The sequence below is a fragment of the Mesorhizobium sp. WSM4311 genome (genome assembly GCF_002295115.1).
Taxonomy (GTDB): Bacteria; Pseudomonadota; Alphaproteobacteria; order Rhizobiales; family Rhizobiaceae; genus Mesorhizobium.
The window spans coordinates 478,695-495,933 of sequence record NZ_NSFV01000004.1; the positions used below are offsets into that span (position 1 = coordinate 478,695).

Here is a 17,239-nt window from a genome sequence, read left to right on the forward strand (position 1 = left end):
ACTGGTCTATCCGCCGGACTTGCCTTGCGCACCGGCGAACCTAGGTTGGCGCAATGCATCTCGCCATTTCGCTCAACATCGCTGCCGCCAAGGGACAGGCCGTTCTGGATTTCGGAGAGATCAAGACCTTCGTGCGGGCGGCAGAGGCCGCCGGCATCGATATGGTCGTGATTTCCGACTCCGTGGAAGGGTTATCGTGCAGCCCGTTCGAAGCGACAACGCTGCTGGCCGCCCTGGCGACCGTCACCGATAAGATCGGGTTCGTGGCCAGTGCCTCGACGGTTGCCCATCAGCCCTACAATCTGGCGCGTCGTTTCGCTTCGCTCGACATCATCAGCCATGGTCGTTCCGGCTGGCATGCGACGATGGTGCAGGGCTCTCGCGAAGCCGCCAATTTCAGCCGACCGGAGGGGTTTTCCGACGCCGACTTTCGCCGCCGCGCCGAGGAATATATCGGTATCGTTCAAGGCCTGTGGCAGGGCTGGGATGCGGATGCGCTGCTGTTCGACAAGACAGGTGGCCGCTTCCATGATCCGGAAAAGATGGATCTGCTGGACCACAGGGGCGAGTTCTTCTCCGTGCGCGGGCCGCTGAACGTCGCACGCTCGCCGCAGGATACCCCGGTGCTGGTGCTGTCAGGCCTATCCGAGCCCGACCTGGATATTGCGGCCCGCACCGCCGATGTCATTTTGCTGGAGAGCGGGTCGGCCGAGCGCGCGAAAATACGCTTCGATGAGCTGAAGCGTCGCGCAACGGCCGCCGGGCGCGATCCGGACGCTGTGAAGGTGCTGACGAATATCTCGTTCGCCCCGGATGATGGGGCAGCCGCCACCGCGGACAAGCTGGAAACCCAATTGCGGGCGAAAAGCTGCGACGGCTTCAACATCCGGCTGCCCGCGCAGCACTCAGCGCTCGACGATTTCGCCGATCGTGTTCTGCCGGAGTTGCGGCAAAGCGGCCTTGTCCGGGAGGGCTATCGTGGCACAACGCTGCGCGCGCATCTTGGACTTGCAGGCGGAGGTGACCGATGACCGCGCAGATGAAGCTCGGCGCCTTCCTGTGGGCGACGGGTCACCACATCGCCGCCTGGCGCCACCCGAAGGCGCATGTCACGGCAGGCATCGACATCGACCACTACATCCAGCTGGCGCGCACGGCGGAGGCGGCGAAGTTCGACATGATCTTCTGCGAGGATGCCGCCGGCTTGCGGGAGGCCAATGTCGGCATCGCCAGCCAGACGTCGCGTTCGATCGGCTTCGAGCCGATCAGCCTGCTTTCGGCGCTGGCGGTCCAGACCAGCCGCATCGGCCTCGTGTCGACGGCCTCGACAAGCTACAACGAGCCCTACGGACTGGCGCGGACTTTCCTGTCGCTCGATCATCTGAGCGGCGGCCGGGCCGGCTGGAACCTGGTCACCTCGGCCAGCCCGATCGAAGCCGCCAATTTCGGCTCGACGGGCCTCAAGCCCCATGCCGACCGCTACGAGCGGGCGCGCGAATTCGCCGAGGTGGTCACCGGCCTATGGCACGGCAAGGCTTCCGGCCATGACGGCCAGAGCTTTTCGGTTCGCGATCCGCTCGACCTGCCGCGCTCGCCGCAGGGCGCACCGGTCATGGTGCAGGCCGGTGCCTCGGATGTCGGCCGCGACCTTGCCGCCCGCACCGCCGATGTGGTGTTCACGGCTGCGCAAACCTTCGAGGAGGCGAAGGCCTTTTATGACGATCTCAAGGGACGCATGGCCGCCTATGGACGTGAGCCTGACGACATCAAGATCATGCCAGGCGTCTCACCTGTGGTGGCGGAAACAGAGGCCGAGGCCCGGGAGAAACATGAGGAATTGCAGGAGCTGATTCCGGACGATGTCGGCGTGGCGCTGCTGTCCAGCTATCTCAGCATCTCCGATCTCTGGCGCTACCCGATCGACGGGCCGCTGCCGGACTTGCCTGACAGCGAGGGGATGAAAAGCCGGCAGGCGCTGGTCGTCGAGCAATCGCGCCGCGACGGCCTTTCCATCCGCCAGCTGGCCCGCCACTTCGCCGGCGCGCGGGGCCATTGGCGCATTGTCGGAACGGCGGCGCAGGTCGCCGACGAACTCCAGGCGCGGTTTGAGGGCGGTGCGGCCGACGGCTACAACGTCATGCCGTCCTGGTTCCCGGGCGAGCTCGATGTCTTTGCCACGCTGGTGGTGCCGGAACTGCAGCGGCGCGGCCTGTTCCGTAAGGAATATGACGGCAACACGCTACGGGAGCATCTGGGCTTGAAGCGGCCGGCGTGAGCTGGAGACTTCTATGCTTCGTCCATCACCCGGGCCGTGCCAGAAACCCTGACCGAGCTGCCGATCTCAGGCCGAATATCGGCATGCAGACGCGACCGCATGCCCATGTCCTCGCCTTGCACGACATCGATCGCGCCGCCATGCAGCCAGCCAATGTCGCGCAGATAGCCGGCAAAGGCAGCTGTCGAGGCGCCCGTCGCCGGATCCTCATAGACGCCACCTGAAGCAAAAGGATTGCGCGTGTGGAACAGTCGTGGCGTTTCGCCATAGGCCAACAGGATCGTTACCAGCCCTTCGCGACGCATCAGGGCCTGTCCGGCTTTCAACTCGTAGCGCATCGCGGCCAGTGCCTCGCGCGATCCGAGGGCCAAGACCAGATGGTCGGCGCCGCCGTGGATCAGCGCCGGCGGAATGGCCGGATCGAGATCGGCCGCGGTATAGCCGAACAATGCCAGCGCCTCGGTAATCAGCGCCGGCGGCCCCGGCTTGCTGCGTGTCGGCGGCGACTGCAACGCCGCGGCGATGGTCGCACCGTCGCGGAACCCTTCGACAGTGATGTTCGCCTGGTTGAGTTTCAGCGGGAAAATCCCATCGCCGAACTGCCGGACCAGGGCGGCTCCCAAGGCGATCGTGGCGTGACCACAGAAGGGGACTTCGGATTCCGGCGAGAAATAGCGGACCCGCCAGTTATCTCCCTGCCTGGCGGCAAAGGCCGTTTCAGAGAACCCGACTTCCGCTGCCAGACGCTGCATCTCGGCCGCATCGGGCAAGACATCGCCTATCAGCACCCCGGCAGGATTGCCGCCGGTGTTGCCATCCGAAAAAGCCGCGATTTTCAGAACGCCCATGTCTCCACACCTCATGCCGCAACGCCGGGTGGATATAGCAAACGGATCGTTCCCGCGATTGAAAAACGGACAAGCCGCTGAGCAGCTGTGACTAACCGGCGAGCACCCTGTGCCGCGGCACCTGATGGTCGGCATTTGATGCAGCTCTATGCACGACCAGCGCCGTCATGATCTCGGCGGCAGCAAGTGCCGCAATGACTTGAGGGCGCTTGTCCTTGACGGCGTCGCCGCCGATTGGCGAGACGAGACGGGCAAATTCCGCTTCTGTGCCTTCGGCCGATTTCAGGAACCAGTTCCTGAACGTCGCTTTCTTGGTCTTCGAGCCGATCATGCCGACATAGGCCGCATCGTCGCGTTTCAGCGCTTCGGCGACGATCAGGAAATCCAGCGCATGGTCATGGGTGAGGATGGCGAAGGCGGTGCCGGCGGGCGCGTTGCGCACTTCGGCCTCGGGCATCGGCGTCAGCCGCGTCTCGACGGTTTGCGGCATGCCTTCCAGCGCCTCGGCCCGCGTCTCGATGACGGCGCCGTGCACGGGAAGCAGCGACATTGCCGCCGCCAGCGCCTGGCCGACATGGCCTCCGCCGAAGATATAGACATGCGGTAGATGCGCTTCTTCGGTTTCCGCCGCTGCAATCAACCCGTTGGCGAGATCGGCATCGACGAATCGGATCAAGACTTCGACGCGCCCGCCACAGCATTGGCCAATCTCCGGGCCGAGCGGCACGTCCAGTGTAGCGCAGACTTCATCGACCTCGATGCGGGCTTCTTTGCCCCGCGGCTTGCGGCGAGGTGACGACGCCACCATCTGCCGCGCCCTGTCGATCGCCATATATTCGAGCTGGCCACCGCCGATCGTGCCAAAAATCGCCTCCCGCGAGACCAGCATGAAGGCGCCCTTCTCGCGTGGCGTCGAGCCCTTGGTGCCGGCCACTTCGACCAAAGCGACGCGACCCTGGCCAGCCAGGAAGTCTTTCAGGCTTTGCACTTTCGAAGTCATCATTCGCATTCCCGTGCGGGAAACATAGGGTTTTTCGACCTGAATTGCACGTTTTGCCGGATTCAGGCCTTCGCCTCGCCTTTCAGCCGCTCGATCGCCATCAGCACGCGCTCCGGCGTCGCCGGGGCGTCAAGGCGCGGACAGATCCTGTGATCGGCGACGCTGGCCACCGCATCCGACAGCGCATGCAGCACGGACATGCCTAGCGGGAAGGGCGGCTCGCCGACCGCCTTGGAGCGGTGGATCGTTGGCTCGCTCGCTTCCGGCCAGTCGGCCAAAGTGACGTTGAAGATCTTCGGCCGGTCGGAGGCGAGCGGGATCTTGTAGGTCGACGGCGCATGGGTGCGCAGCCGGCCCTTGTCGTCCCACCACAATTCCTCGGTCGTCAGCCAACCCATGCCCTGGATGAAGCCGCCCTCGATCTGGCCGAGGTCGATGGCGCGGTTCAGCGAGCGGCCGGTCTCGTGCAGGATGTCGGTGCGCTCGACCACATATTCGCCGGTCAGCGTGTCGACCGAGACTTCCGAGCAGGAGGCGCCGTAAGCGAAATAGTAGAAAGGGCGGCCCTCGCCCTTGTCGCGATTCCAATGGATTTTCGGCGTCTTGTAGAAGCCCGCCGCCGACAGCTGGATGCGCGCCATATAGGCCTGCTTGACGAGATCGGCGAAGGCGATCTCCTGGTTGCCGATGCGCACCCGGTTGGGCAGGAACAGCACCTGATCGCGCGGCACCTGGTATTTCTCGGCAGCGAAATCGGTCAGCCGGTCCTTGATCTGGCGAGCCCCATTCTGCGCCGCCATGCCATTGAGGTCTGAACCGGACGATGCCGCTGTGGCCGAGGTGTTGGGCACCTTGCCGGTGGTGGTCGCGGTGATCTTCACCTGGTCGAGATCGATCTGGAACTCTTCCGCCACCACCTGCGCGACCTTGAGGTAGAGCCCCTGCCCCATTTCGGTGCCGCCATGGTTCAGATGCACCGAACCATCGGTGTAGACATGCACCAGCGCCCCGGCCTGGTTGTAGTGCGTGGCGGTGAAGGAAATGCCGAACTTGACCGGCGTCAGCGCCAGACCGCGCTTGACGAAACGGCTGTTGGCATTGAAGGCCGAAATTTCGCGCCGCCGCCGCGCATAGCAAGCGCTCTCTTCGAGTTCAGTGACGATGCGCTGGATGATGTTGTCCTCGACCGTCTGGTGGTAGGGCGTGATGTTGCGGTCGCTGGTGCCATAGAAATTCTTCTTGCGGATCTCGAGCGGATCCTTGCCGACCGCGAACGCCACCTCGTCGATGACGCGTTCGGCGCCGACCATCCCTTGCGGGCCGCCGAAACCCCGGAAGGCAGTGTTCGACACGGTGTTGGTGTAGAGCGGCGCCGATTGCGCGTGCACGGCGGGCCAGAAATAGGTGTTGTCGCAATGGAACAGCGCGCGATCGGTCACCGGGCCTGACAGATCCGACGAGAAGCCGCAACGCGCGGCGAACATGAAATCGACACCGAGAATGTTGCCCTCGTCATCGAAGCCGACTTCGTAGTCGACGAGGAAATCATGGCGCTTGCCGGTGGCGATCATGTCGTCGTCGCGGTCGGGCCTGATCTTGACGGCGCGATGGTGTTTCTTGGCGGCGATGGCCGCGAGCGCGGCAAACTGGTTGCCCTGCGTTTCCTTGCCGCCGAAACCGCCGCCCATGCGGCGGATCTCCACCGTGATGGCATTGCTGGGTATGCCGAGCGCATGGCTTACCATGTGCTGGACTTCGCTTGGATGCTGGGTCGAGGAATAGATGGTGACGTCCTGATCCTCGCCGGGTACGGCCATGGCGATATGGCCTTCAAGATAGAAATGCTCCTGGCCGCCGACGCGCATCTTTCCCTTCAACCGGCGCGGTGCCGCCTTGATCGCGGCAGCGGCATCGCCGCGCTTCAGGGTAAGCGGCGGCGTGACGAGCTTGTCCTTCCTCGGATCGAGTCCGCCGATGTCGGTGACGAAGGGCAATTCCTTGTATTCGACCTTGGCCAGCCTGGTGGCGCGGCGTGCCTGTTCGCGGGTTTCGGCGATGACGCAGAAGATCGGCTGGCCGAAGAACTCGACCTTGCCGTCGGCGAGCACCGGCTCATCGTGCCGACCGGTCGGCGAAATGTCATTCTCGCCCGGCACATCCTTTGCCGTGAGCACATCGACGACTCCGGAAGCAGCGCGCACCGCCGAAAGATCCATGCGGGTGATGGTGGCATGCGCGGCGGCCGAGAGACCAAGGCAGCCATGCAGCGTGCCGGCCGGTTCCGGCATGTCGTCGATGTAGACGGCGGTGCCGCTGACATGCTTGTGGGCGGAATCATGCCGCTGATCGGTGGCGACGCCGCCGACGATCTTCTCAGCCTTGAGATTTGATGTGGCGTGCTTGTTCATCATGCCGCCTCGTTGCGGGACACCTGGAAGGGCGCCCTGGTGCCGGAGGTTTCGACGAAGAAGCGCAACAACAGGTTCTTGGCCGCCAGCGCCCGGTATTCGGCTGACGCCCGCATGTCGGTGAGCGGGGTGAAATCCCTGGCATATTGCGCCATCGCCGTCTCGACCGTCTCTTCGGTCCATGGCTTGCCGAGCAGCGCCCTTTCAACAAAAGACGCCCGCTTCGGCGTCGCCGCCATGCCGCCATAGGCGATGCGCACATCGGCAACCGTACCGTCCTTGGCTAGCGTCAGCAAGAAGGCGCCGAGGGCAGCGGTGATATCCTCGTCGCGGCGCTTGGTGATCTTGTAGACGGCAAATTTTTCGCCCTTGGCCGGCACGGGCACGTGCACGGCCTCGACGAACTCGCCCGGTTGCCGGTCCTGCTTGCCATAGGCGATGAAGAAGGTTTCCAGCGGGATCGTGCGCCGCTTCTTGCCCTTGCGTAGCGTCAGGCGCGCGCCGAGCGCGATCAAGGGCGGCGGCGTGTCGCCGATCGGCGAGCCGTTGGCGATGTTGCCGCCGATGGTGCCCATGTTGCGCACCTGTTCGCCGCCGATGCGGTCAAACAGCGGCCCGAGCGCCGGGATGCGTTTCGACAGCGTCGAAAAGGCTTCGGTGTAGGTAACGCCGGCGCCGATCGAAATGACGCCCTTGTCTTCGGCGATGGTGCACAGCCCGTCGAGATTGCCGATGAAGACCGCCGGAGAGATGTCGCGCATGTGCTTGGTCACCCACAGGCCGACATCGGTCGAGCCGGCAACGATGGTGGCGCCGGGTTCCTGTTCGAGCACATTGGCGAAATCGTCGACATTGGCCGGCACGATAAGCCGCGCCTCGGCCGAACCGATCTCGACCCGCGCGCCGTCCCGCAAGGCTTCCAGCCGCGCGGTGATCGCCTTGCGCTCCGCCGCCAGCGGATCCTTCGCCGCTTTACCGTAACTGGAGATGGCGTGCGCGGCGCGGACAATCGCCTCGTAGCCGGTGCAGCGGCAGAGATTGCCTTGCAAGGCCTTTTCGATGGCCGCGTCCGACGGCTCCAGCGACCGCATCCACAGGCCATAGAGCGACATGACGAAGCCCGGCGTGCAGAAGCCGCATTGCGAGCCATGGAAATCGACCATCGCCTGCTGGACGGGATGCAACTGGCCGGGCTGACCACGCAAATGTTCCACTGTCACGACATGGGCGCCGTCGAGCGAACCGAGGAAGCGGATACAGGCATTGACGCTTTCATAGACCAGACCAGCGGCCGAAAGCTTGCCGACCAGAACCGTGCAGGCGCCGCAATCGCCCTCGGCGCAGCCTTCCTTGGTGCCGCGGAGCGAACGGTCGAGACGCAGCCAGTCGAGCAGGGTCGCGTCCGGCGCCACCGACGACAGCACGACATCCCTGCCATTGAGGATGAAGTGGATTTCGTTGCGGATTTTGATCTTGGCCATGCCTCAGCTCCCCCTGTAGGTCGAATAGCCATAGGGCGAGATCAGCAATGGCACGTGATAGTGCACTGCCTCTGCCATGCCGAAACGGATCGGCACACTGTCAAGGAAAGCCGGTTCCGGCAGTTCTGTGCCCTGGCCGCGCAGATAGTCGCCGGCCGCGAACACCAGCTCATATTGGCCGGCGCGGAACTCGGCGCCCGCCAGCAGCGGCGCGTCGCAACGGCCGTCGATATTGGTCGCGACTGTCTTCAAATGTGTCCTGGCCGAACCGTCAAGGCGATAGAGCGCGATCGACAACCCAGCCGCCGGCTTGCCGGTCGCGGTGTCGAGGACATGCGTCGTCAGACGTCCGCCATCGGCTTTCGACGTTTCTGCCACTGGCGCCTCCCATTCCCGGTACAGTCGAACAAAGCAATGAATTGTGCGCCAATTAAAGGCGATGCATAAGTCCCGGTCGAGCGGAGCGGCACAAAAACACTTTCAAAAATTTCAAGGGAATGCGGCGGCAACCCTTTCGACTATCCTGATCACAACTTCCGGCAGTGTCCGGCAGGAGGGGCAATGCGTTACGAAAGAGACATGCGCGGCTACGGAGCCAATCCACCGGATCCGAAATGGCCCGGCGGGGCGCATGTCGCCGTGCAGTTCGTCGTCAATTACGAAGAGGGCGGCGAGAATTGCGTGCTGCATGGCGACAAGGCGTCGGAAGCCTTCCTGTCGGAGATCGTCGGCGCCGCGCCCTGGGTGGGACAGCGCCACTGGAACATGGAATCGATCTACGAATATGGCGCGCGGGCCGGCTTCTGGCGGCTGCTGCGCCTATTCAGCGAGTCGCAAGTTCCGGTGACCTGCTACGGCGTCGCCTCGGCACTTGCCCGCTCGCCCGACCAGGTCACGGCCATGCAGGACGCGGGGTGGGAGATCGCCTCGCACGGGTTGCGGTGGATCGACTACCGCGATCATAGCGCCGACGACGAGCGCCGCGACCTGGAAGCGGCAATCAAGCTGCATTACGAGGTGACAGGCCAGCGCCCGACGGGCTGGTATACGGGCCGCACATCGGTCAACACGGTGCGGCTGGTGGCCGAAGAAGGCGGCTTTGACTATGTCTCCGACACCTATGACGACGAACTGCCTTACTGGTTCGAGCATGCCGGCGGCACGCAGCTCATCATCCCCTATACGCTCGACGCCAACGACATGCGCTTCGCCACGCCGCAGGGCTTCAATTCAGGCGACCAGTTCTTCGCCTATCTCAGGGATAGTTTCGACACGCTCTATGCCGAGGGCCAGGCGGGGCGGCCGCGCATGATGAATATCGGCCTGCATTGCCGCCTCGTCGGGCGGCCGGGCCGGGTGGCGGCGCTGAAGCGCTTCGTCGACTATGTGAAGTCGCATGACAAGGTCTGGCTGGCGCGGCGCATCGATATCGCCAAGCACTGGCAAGAGAGCCATCCCTACAAGCCGGCGGCGCTGCGCCCGTCGAAGATGGAATTCGAGACATTCGTTCACACTTTCGGCGGCGTGTTCGAGCATTCGCCCTGGATCGCCGAGCGGGCCTACGAGTTGGAGCTGGGCCCGGCGCACGACACCGCCGGCGGCCTGCACAATGCGCTCTGCCGCATCTTCCGCGCTGCCAGCGAGACCGAGCGGCTGGGTGTGCTCAATGCCCATCCCGACCTTGCCGGCAAGCTGGCCAAGGCCAGGCGGCTGACGGCGGAATCGACAAGGGAACAAGCCTCCGCCGGCCTCGACGCGCTGACCGACAAGGAGCGCGAACTGTTCTCCAAGCTCAACGCCGCCTACGTCACCACCTTCGGTTTCCCCTTCATCATCGCGGTGAAGGACAAGACCAAGGAGGAAATCCTCGCCGAGTTCGAGGCGCGCATCGGCAACAGCCGTGGCGTCGAATTCGAGACCGCCTGCAAACAGGTCGAGCGCATCGCGCTGCTCCGCCTCAGAGACATGCTACCGCAATAGGTTTGAACCCATGGACACGATCAGGATGCCAGAGCGCACCTACTACGCACCGCATGGCGGCCATCCCGGCCAATCTGAATTGCTGACAGGCCGCGCCGTCTTCACCGAGGCCTACGCCGTCATTCCCAAGGGCGTGATGCGGGACATCGTCACCAGCGCCTTGCCGTTCTGGGACAAGACCCGCGTCTGGATCCTGTCGCGGCCACTGTCCGGTTTTGCCGAGACATTCTCGCAATACATTGTCGAGGTGGAGCCTGGCGGCGGCAGCGACCGGCCGGAGCCCGACGCCGGCGCCGAAGGCGCCCTGTTCGTGGTCGAGGGCGAACTGACCGTTCTGCTTTCCGGCAAGAAGCATGTGTTGCGGCCCGGCGGCTTTGCCTTCCTGCCGCCGGCGAGCGGCTGGACCGTTCGCAATGAAAGCAAGGCGCCGGTTCGCTTCCACTGGATCCGCAAGGCCTACGAAGTGGTCGACGGTCTCGACGTGCCGGAAGCCTTCTTCACCAACGAGCAGGAGATCGCGCCATCGCCGATGCCGGGCACCGAAGGCCGCTGGGCGACGACCCGCTTCGTCGATCCCGCCGATCTGCGCCACGACATGCATATGACCATCGTCACGCTCGAGCCGGGCGCCGTCATTCCCTTCGCCGAGACGCATGTGATGGAACACGGGCTCTACGTGCTGGAAGGCAAGGCGGTCTATCGCCTCAACCAGGACTGGGTCGAGGTCGAGGCCGGCGACTATATGTGGCTGCGCGCCTTCTGCCCTCAGGCCTGCTATGCCGGCGGCCCCGGCAAGTTCCGCTACCTGCTCTACAAGGACGTCAACCGGCACGCCAAGCTCGGCGGCGTCGGCATCGGCGGTCGCGCGCGGTGACCCGCATCACAGCACAGAAGCTGACCCGGGAGGCCTTTGCCCCCTTCGGCGATGTCATCGACATGGGTGGCGACAACCATTACCCGATCAATGGCGGCAAGGCCGAGCGCTACCACGACCTCGCCACCGCTGAAGCCACGGGACCGAACGCGCGCGTGCTGATCTCGATGGTGCGCGGCACGCCTTACGAACTGCCGCTGAAACTGACCATGGTCGAGCGGCATCCGTTCGGCAGCCAGGCCTTCATTCCGCTGTCGCCGCGTCCGTTCCTGGTCGTCGTCTGCCTTGACGGCAAGGAGGGGCCGGGCGAACCGCACGCCTTCATCACCGCGCCCGGACAAGGCATCAACTATTCGCGCAATCTCTGGCACGGCGTGCTGACGCCGCTTGGCGAGCCACAGGATTTCCTGATCGTCGACCGCGGCGGCGACGGCTCGAATCTCGAAGAGTTTCATTTCTCGCACGCCTACGAGATCCATCTCCCCTGAAAGCTTTTGATCCCCATGACCGACATTTCCTTGATCGACCGCCTGCTCGACGTTATCGAGCACGATATCGTGCCGAAGACGGCCGAGGGTGTTGCCCATGGCAACAAGCTGTTCGGCGCGGCGATCCTGCGCAAGGACGACCGCTCGCTGGTGCTGGCCGAAACCAACAACGAGATCGAAAATCCGCTCTGGCATGGCGAGGTGCACTGCCTGAAGCGGTTCTACGAGATGCCGAAAGCCGAGCGCGTCGACACCAAGGACGCTCTGTTTATCGCCACGCATGAGCCCTGCTCGCTCTGCCTGTCGGCGATCACCTGGACCGGCTTCGACAATTTTTACTATCTCTTCAGCCACGAGGATTCGCGCGACAGCTTTGCGATCCCGCACGACCTGAAGATCCTGAAAGAGGTCTTCACCCTCGACCCAGGCGGCTACAACGCCCAGAATGCCTATTGGAAGAGTTTTTCCATCCGCAGGATGGTGCGGGCGCTGCCCGAGGCGGAACGCCAGCGGCTGGAGACACGCATCGGCAAGATCTCGGCACGCTACGACGCGCTGTCCGGCGCCTACCAGGCGAGCAAGGGCGAGAACGATATTCCGCTAGACTAACCTTCGGCCGCAGGATCATCCACTTTGAATTGCCCCCTTTATGGTGGCATATTGCAGCATGGAAAAAACGCATGGCGACAAGAGAAGGAAGTGAAACGATGATTTCCCCCGAAACCGGGAAACCCTGACGCGTCAAGTGCGTCCATTCACCGTGACCTATAAGGGCGAGAGCATGATTGTCGACCTGCCAGGTTACTATCCGGCTTCGCAGGGCGAAGGTGTGCATGTTGGAGACGACATGACTGCTGTCGACGCAGCTCTTCGTGCCCTCAAGGAAAAGATCGATGGCGTTCCCGCTCCAGCAACCATCCGGCGGATGCGCACAAAGCTCAAACTGTCACAGCGCGAGGCGGGATCGCTGTTCAAGGTCGGCGAGAATGCCTTCGACAAGTATGAAAGAGGCCTGATCGAGGCTAGCGGTCCGACCATCCAACTGATGACGTTGCTGGAAAGACATCCCGAATTGCTGGACGAATTGCGGTAACGGCACAGGTCGCATAATTCGCTGCTCCAGTCGCGAATGGCGATTGAAACTTGCCGCGCCTCGGGGCGTTATGCGCACCCATGAAAACCGTCACCGAATTTCCCCGCAAGGTCGTTGAATTCCCCGATATGGGCATCATCATGCCGGATGGCTGCCGGCTGTCCGCGCGGATGTGGATGCCGGAGGATGCCGGCGACGATCCGGTGCCTGTCATCCTCGAGCACCTGCCCTACCGCAAGCGTGACGGCACCATTTTTCGCGATCAGCTGACGCATCCCTATTTCGCCGGCCACGGCTATGCCTCGATCCGCGTCGACATGCGCGGCAATGGCGATTCCGAAGGGCTGATGGACGACGAATATTCCGAGCAGGAATTGCAGGACGCCTGCGACGTCATCGCCTGGGCGGCGGCTCAGCCCTGGTGCAACGGCAATGTCGGCATGATGGGCATCTCCTGGGGCGGCTTCAACTGCCTGCAGGTTGCGGCCAAGCAGCCGCCGACGCTGAAGGCGGTGATCAGCCTGTGCTCGACCGTCGACCGCTACGCCGACGACATCCACTACAAGGGCGGCTGCCTGCTGATCGAGAATTTCGGCTGGGCCTCGACCATGCTCTCCTACTCGTCGCGGCCGCCGGACCCGCTGATCGCCGGCGACAACAGATGGCGCGATCTGTGGCTGACCCGACTGGAGAACCAGCCCTTCCTTTTGCCGCTGTGGCTCAGCCACCAGCATCGCGACGCCTATTGGAAGCGCGGCTCGATCTGCGAGGATTTTTCGGCCGTCAAGGCCGCCGTTCTGTCGATCGGCGGCTGGCATGACGGCTACCGCAACACGATCTCGCACCTGGTCACCAACATCGAGGCGCCGGTCAGGGGCATTGTCGGCCCCTGGATCCACAAATACCCGCACTATGCCGGCCCCCAGCCGGCCATCGGCTTCCTGCAGGAGGCGCTGCGCTGGTGGGACCATTGGCTGAAGGGCACCGAGACCGGCGTCGAGGGCGATCCCGCCTACCGCGCCTATGTGATGGACAGCGTGCGTCCGGCGCGCTGGCACCCCGAGCGGCCCGGCCGTTGGGTGGCCGAGCAACAATGGCCGTCACCCGCGATCAAGACCCAGGCCATCGAACTGCTGCCCAAGGGGAGCCAACCAACCATTGTCGCCTCGCCGCAGAATTGTGGGCTCGCCGGCGGCGAATATTTTCCGTTCACCTTCGGTCCGGAATTGCCGGGCGACCAGCGTCCCGACGATGCACTGTCGGTGTGTTTCGACCAACCGGAACTCGCCGAGACCATCGACATTGTCGGCGCGCCGGAAGTCGAGGTCACGTTCGCTTCCGATCGCCCGCAGGCCAACATCGCGGTGCGGCTCTGCGACGTCCATCCCGACGGCGCTTCCGAACTGATCTCCTATGGTGTGCTCAATTTGACACATCGCGACTCGCACGAATTCCCGCAGGCACTGGCGCCGGGCGAGACCGTGTCGGCGCGCGTCGTGCTCGATCAATGCGCCTACCGCGTGCCGGCCGGCCACCGCCTGCGCGTCGCCGTGTCGAACGCCTATTGGCCCATGATCTGGCCGTCGCCGGAGCCGGTGCAGTTAAGCTTGTCGGCGGCGACACTTGCCTTGCCGCTGCGGCCGCTGGCGAAAGGCGGCGAAGCGACGTTCGCCGAGCCGGAAGGTGCCGCGCCCTGGGCCACCGAGACGACCCGTGCAGCGAATTCCGAACGCCATGTCGATCGCGACGAAAAGACCGGAATCATCACGCTTTCCATTGCGGATGATTTCGGCGAGGTGCGCGATCTCGACCACGGCCTGGTCAATGGCAGCATCGCCCGCGAAACATGGACGATCCATCCTGACAATCCATTGTCGGCCTCTGGGAAAACACACTGGACGCAGACATTGTCGCGAAATGGATGGTCGGTGCGAACCGAGACATGGGCAGAGATGCGATCGGACGCACAAAACTTCATCGTCAGCGCCAGAATCGAGGCCTATGAGGGCGAACAAATCGTCTTCGAGCGCAATTTCGAGGAGAAAATTCCACGTGCGCTTGTCTGAGCGCTGACGCCCTTGGTCCAAATGCGACGTACGATTTACGCCACGGCATGTCGCATTCGGTCTTGCTTACGGCGTTAGCTTACCCTCATTATTCAGGGAGAATTAACAACAAAAATCGACCGTAGAGTCGAACCAACAGAGTGAGGAACTCAATATGTCGAACGAACTGGAATTCCTTAGCCGGCGTGTCGCAGCAGGCAAGCTGAGCCGTCGTGATTTTCTCGGTCGCGCGGCAGCGCTCGGCATCGCCGCGCCCTTCGCCAATTCGCTGCTTTCAAGCGCGGCGCGCGCGGCAGGCCCGGTCAAGGGCGGCACGCTGAAGGCCGGCCTGGTCGGCGGCGAATCCACCAACAGTCTCGATCCGGCGCTGTTCATGACGCAGGTGCCGTTCGCCTTCGGCAAGTGCTGGGGCGAAATGATCGTCGAGCTGTCGCCGGACGGCAAGCTCGAGAACCGCATCGCCGAAGAGATCGGCTCGTCCGACGACGCGAAGACCTGGACTCTGAAAATCCGCGACGGGGTTGAATTCCACAACGGCAAGACCGTGACCGCCGAGGACGTGGCCGCCACGCTCGAGCGCCATTCCGACGAGAAATCTAAGTCCGGCGCGCTCGGCTACATGAAGGGCATCGACACCATCAAGGCCAGCGGCAAGGAAGTGGTGCTGACGCTGAAGGAGGCCAATGCCGACCTGCCCTACCTGCTCAGCGACTATCACCTGATCGTCCAGCCCAATGGCGGCAAGGACAAGCCCGATGCCGGCATCTCGGCCGGCCCGTATGTGGTCAAGACCAACGAGCCCGGCGTGCGCCATGGCGCCGAACGGTTTGCCAATTACTGGCAGGGCGACAAGATGGGCCATGCCGACCAGATCGAAGTCATCGTCATTAATGACGCGACGGCGCGCACGGCGGCCCTGCAGGGCGGCCAGGTCAACATGATCAACCGCGTCGAGCCGAAGATCGTCGACCTGATCAAGCGCGTGCCGGGCGTGACCATCCGCAACCATGCGGGTCCGGGCCACTATGTCTTCATCATGCATTGCAACACGGCGCCCTTCGACAACAACGACCTGCGCATGGCGCTGAAGCTCGCCATCGACCGCGAAGAGATGCTGACCAAGGTGCTGCGCGGCTATGGCTCGCTCGGCAACGACTTCCCGATCAACGCGTCCTATCCGCTGTTCACCGAAATCGAGCAGCGCAAGTACGATCCCGACAAGGCCAAGTTCCACTACAAGAAGTCCGGTCATGACGGCACCGTTCTGCTGAGGACCTCGGACGTCGCCTTCCCCGGCGCGGTCGATGCCTCGCAGCTCTTCCAGCAGAGCGCGGCCAAGGCCGGCATCAAGATCGAGCTCAAGCGCGAGCCCGGCGACGGTTACTGGAACGAGGTCTGGAACAAGCAGCCCTTCTGCGCTTCCTATTGGGGCGGGCGCTCGACGCAGGACCAGATGTACTCGACCGCCTACCTGTCGACCGCCGACTGGAACGACACGCGTTTCAAGCGCCCGGACTTCGACAAGATGGTGCTGGCGGCGCGCGCCGAGCTCGACGAGGCCAAGCGCAAGCAGATGTACCACGACATGGCCGTCATGGTGCGTGACGAAGGCGGCCTGATCCTGCCGATGTTCAACCAGTTCATCGACGCCACCGGCGCCAAGGTCGATGGCTGGGTGGACGATCCGCACCAGGAACTGATGAACGGCTACGCCCTGGCGAAGTGCTGGCTGCAGGCCTGAGTCCGGCTTTGCGGAGATGTCCTCACCCATCCTGAAGCTAATTGCCCAGCGCATCGCGCTGGGCATCCTCCTTCTGCTGGCCATTTCGGTCCTGATCTTCGCCGGCACGCAAATCCTGCCCGGCGACGTTGCGCAAGCCATTCTGGGACAATCGGCGACGCCGGAGTCGCTCGCCAATCTGCGCGAACAGCTCGGCCTCAACGATCCGGCCTATGTCAGGTATTTCCACTGGCTCGGCGGCGTGCTGACCGGCGACCTCGGCACCGCCATGTCGAGCGGCCAGGACATCGCCACCTCGATCAAGGGCCGGCTGTGGAACACGCTGTTCCTCGCCTTCTGGGCGGCGATCGTCGCCATCCCGCTGGCCATAACGCTCGGCCTGATCGCCGTGCGTTTCCGCAATGGCTGGGTCGACAAGCTGATCTCCGGACTGGCGCTCGCCTCGACCTCCTTCCCGGAATTCTTCATCGGCTACTTGCTCGTCTTCTACTTCGCGGTTCAGCACCAATGGTTCCCCGCCATCTCGACCGTCTATGACGGCATGCCCTTCGGCGAGCGGATGCAGGCCATCGCCTTGCCGGCGACGGCGCTGACGCTGGTGGTGCTGGCCCACATGATGCGCATGACGCGCGCGGCGATCCTCAACGTCATGCAGTCGGCCTATGTCGAGACGGCGGAGCTCAAGGGGCTCTCGGCCTTCGCCGTCATCCGCAAGCATGCCTTCCCGAACGCCATCGCGCCGATCATCAACGTCGTCATGCTCAACCTCGCCTATCTCATCGTCGGCGTTGTCGTCGTCGAGGTGATCTTCGTCTATCCCGGCATGGGGCAGTATCTCGTCGACCACGTCACCAAGCGCGACGTGCCGGTGGTGCAGGCGGTCGGCCTGATCTTTGCCGCCGTCTATATCAGCTTGAACATCATCGCGGACATTGCAGCGATCGTCGCCAATCCGCGACTTAGGCATCCAAAGTGAGGGGGCGGG

Annotated in this window: 15 protein-coding genes; 10 read left to right on the forward strand and 5 right to left on the reverse strand. The window is 63.5% G+C overall.

Going from position 1 to position 17,239, the window contains the following annotated elements; translation table 11 throughout:
- Positions 1 to 53: 53 nt before the first annotated feature.
- Together CK226_RS13085 and CK226_RS13090 are read left to right on the forward strand one after the other, a co-directional pair.
- Positions 54 to 1,031 carry an LLM class flavin-dependent oxidoreductase gene (locus CK226_RS13085; RefSeq protein WP_095792064.1) on the forward strand — a complete coding sequence of 326 codons (978 nt, stop codon included), beginning with the start codon at positions 54 to 56 and terminating at the stop codon, positions 1,029 to 1,031.
- A complete protein-coding gene (locus CK226_RS13090) occupies positions 1,028 to 2,275 on the forward strand; it encodes an LLM class flavin-dependent oxidoreductase (RefSeq protein WP_095792065.1) in 1,248 nt (415 codons plus the stop codon). The genes CK226_RS13085 and CK226_RS13090 overlap by 4 nt, the downstream gene beginning before the upstream one ends.
- Positions 2,276 to 2,286: 11 nt before the next feature.
- Here CK226_RS13090 and CK226_RS13095 read toward each other — a convergent pair whose 3' ends face one another.
- From CK226_RS13095 to uraH, 5 genes are all read right to left on the reverse strand, one after another.
- Positions 2,287 to 3,123, reverse strand: a complete 837-nt coding sequence (locus CK226_RS13095) for a PhzF family phenazine biosynthesis protein (protein ID WP_095792066.1) — start codon at positions 3,121 to 3,123, stop codon at positions 2,287 to 2,289.
- Positions 3,124 to 3,214: 91 nt separating this feature from the next.
- Positions 3,215 to 4,123, reverse strand: coding sequence for a xanthine dehydrogenase accessory protein XdhC (gene xdhC / locus CK226_RS13100; RefSeq protein ID WP_095792179.1), 909 nt, complete (start codon positions 4,121 to 4,123; stop codon positions 3,215 to 3,217).
- A 62-nt stretch (positions 4,124 to 4,185) separates the two neighbouring features.
- Entirely contained in the window at positions 4,186 to 6,531 is a 2,346-nt protein-coding gene (xdhB, locus tag CK226_RS13105) for a xanthine dehydrogenase molybdopterin binding subunit (RefSeq protein WP_095792067.1), read from the reverse strand.
- Positions 6,531 to 8,012, reverse strand: a complete 1,482-nt coding sequence (gene xdhA, locus CK226_RS13110) for a xanthine dehydrogenase small subunit (protein ID WP_095789429.1) — start codon at positions 8,010 to 8,012, stop codon at positions 6,531 to 6,533. The genes xdhB and xdhA overlap by 1 nt, the downstream gene beginning before the upstream one ends.
- A gap of 3 nt (positions 8,013 to 8,015) precedes the next feature.
- On the reverse strand, positions 8,016 to 8,390 hold the full coding sequence (gene uraH, locus CK226_RS13115) for a hydroxyisourate hydrolase (RefSeq protein WP_095771565.1): 375 nt from the start codon (positions 8,388 to 8,390) through the stop codon (positions 8,016 to 8,018).
- Between the two features lie 183 nt (positions 8,391 to 8,573).
- Between uraH and puuE the strand changes: the two genes are divergently transcribed.
- From puuE to CK226_RS13155, 8 genes are all read left to right on the forward strand, one after another.
- Complete coding sequence (puuE, locus tag CK226_RS13120) at positions 8,574 to 9,992, forward strand: allantoinase PuuE (RefSeq protein WP_095792068.1); 1,419 nt, start codon at positions 8,574 to 8,576, stop codon at positions 9,990 to 9,992.
- A gap of 10 nt (positions 9,993 to 10,002) precedes the next feature.
- Positions 10,003 to 10,866, forward strand: coding sequence for a bifunctional allantoicase/(S)-ureidoglycine aminohydrolase (locus CK226_RS13125; RefSeq protein ID WP_095792069.1), 864 nt, complete (start codon positions 10,003 to 10,005; stop codon positions 10,864 to 10,866).
- Positions 10,863 to 11,354 (forward strand): ureidoglycolate lyase, encoded by a 492-nt coding sequence (locus tag CK226_RS13130; protein WP_095771562.1) that lies wholly within the window; start codon positions 10,863 to 10,865, stop codon positions 11,352 to 11,354. The genes CK226_RS13125 and CK226_RS13130 overlap by 4 nt, the downstream gene beginning before the upstream one ends.
- A gap of 15 nt (positions 11,355 to 11,369) precedes the next feature.
- Positions 11,370 to 11,963 carry a nucleoside deaminase gene (locus tag CK226_RS13135; RefSeq protein ID WP_095789427.1) on the forward strand — a complete coding sequence of 198 codons (594 nt, stop codon included), beginning with the start codon at positions 11,370 to 11,372 and terminating at the stop codon, positions 11,961 to 11,963.
- A gap of 151 nt (positions 11,964 to 12,114) precedes the next feature.
- Entirely contained in the window at positions 12,115 to 12,447 is a 333-nt protein-coding gene (locus CK226_RS13140) for a type II toxin-antitoxin system MqsA family antitoxin (RefSeq protein ID WP_245437742.1), read from the forward strand.
- 80 nt (positions 12,448 to 12,527) lie between these two features.
- Positions 12,528 to 14,513 (forward strand): CocE/NonD family hydrolase, encoded by a 1,986-nt coding sequence (locus CK226_RS13145; RefSeq protein WP_095792070.1) that lies wholly within the window; start codon positions 12,528 to 12,530, stop codon positions 14,511 to 14,513.
- Positions 14,514 to 14,667: 154 nt separating this feature from the next.
- Positions 14,668 to 16,254, forward strand: coding sequence for an ABC transporter substrate-binding protein (locus tag CK226_RS13150; RefSeq protein ID WP_095771559.1), 1,587 nt, complete (start codon positions 14,668 to 14,670; stop codon positions 16,252 to 16,254).
- A 16-nt stretch (positions 16,255 to 16,270) separates the two neighbouring features.
- Entirely contained in the window at positions 16,271 to 17,230 is a 960-nt protein-coding gene (locus tag CK226_RS13155) for an ABC transporter permease (protein ID WP_095771558.1), read from the forward strand.
- Positions 17,231 to 17,239 lie beyond the last annotated feature (9 nt).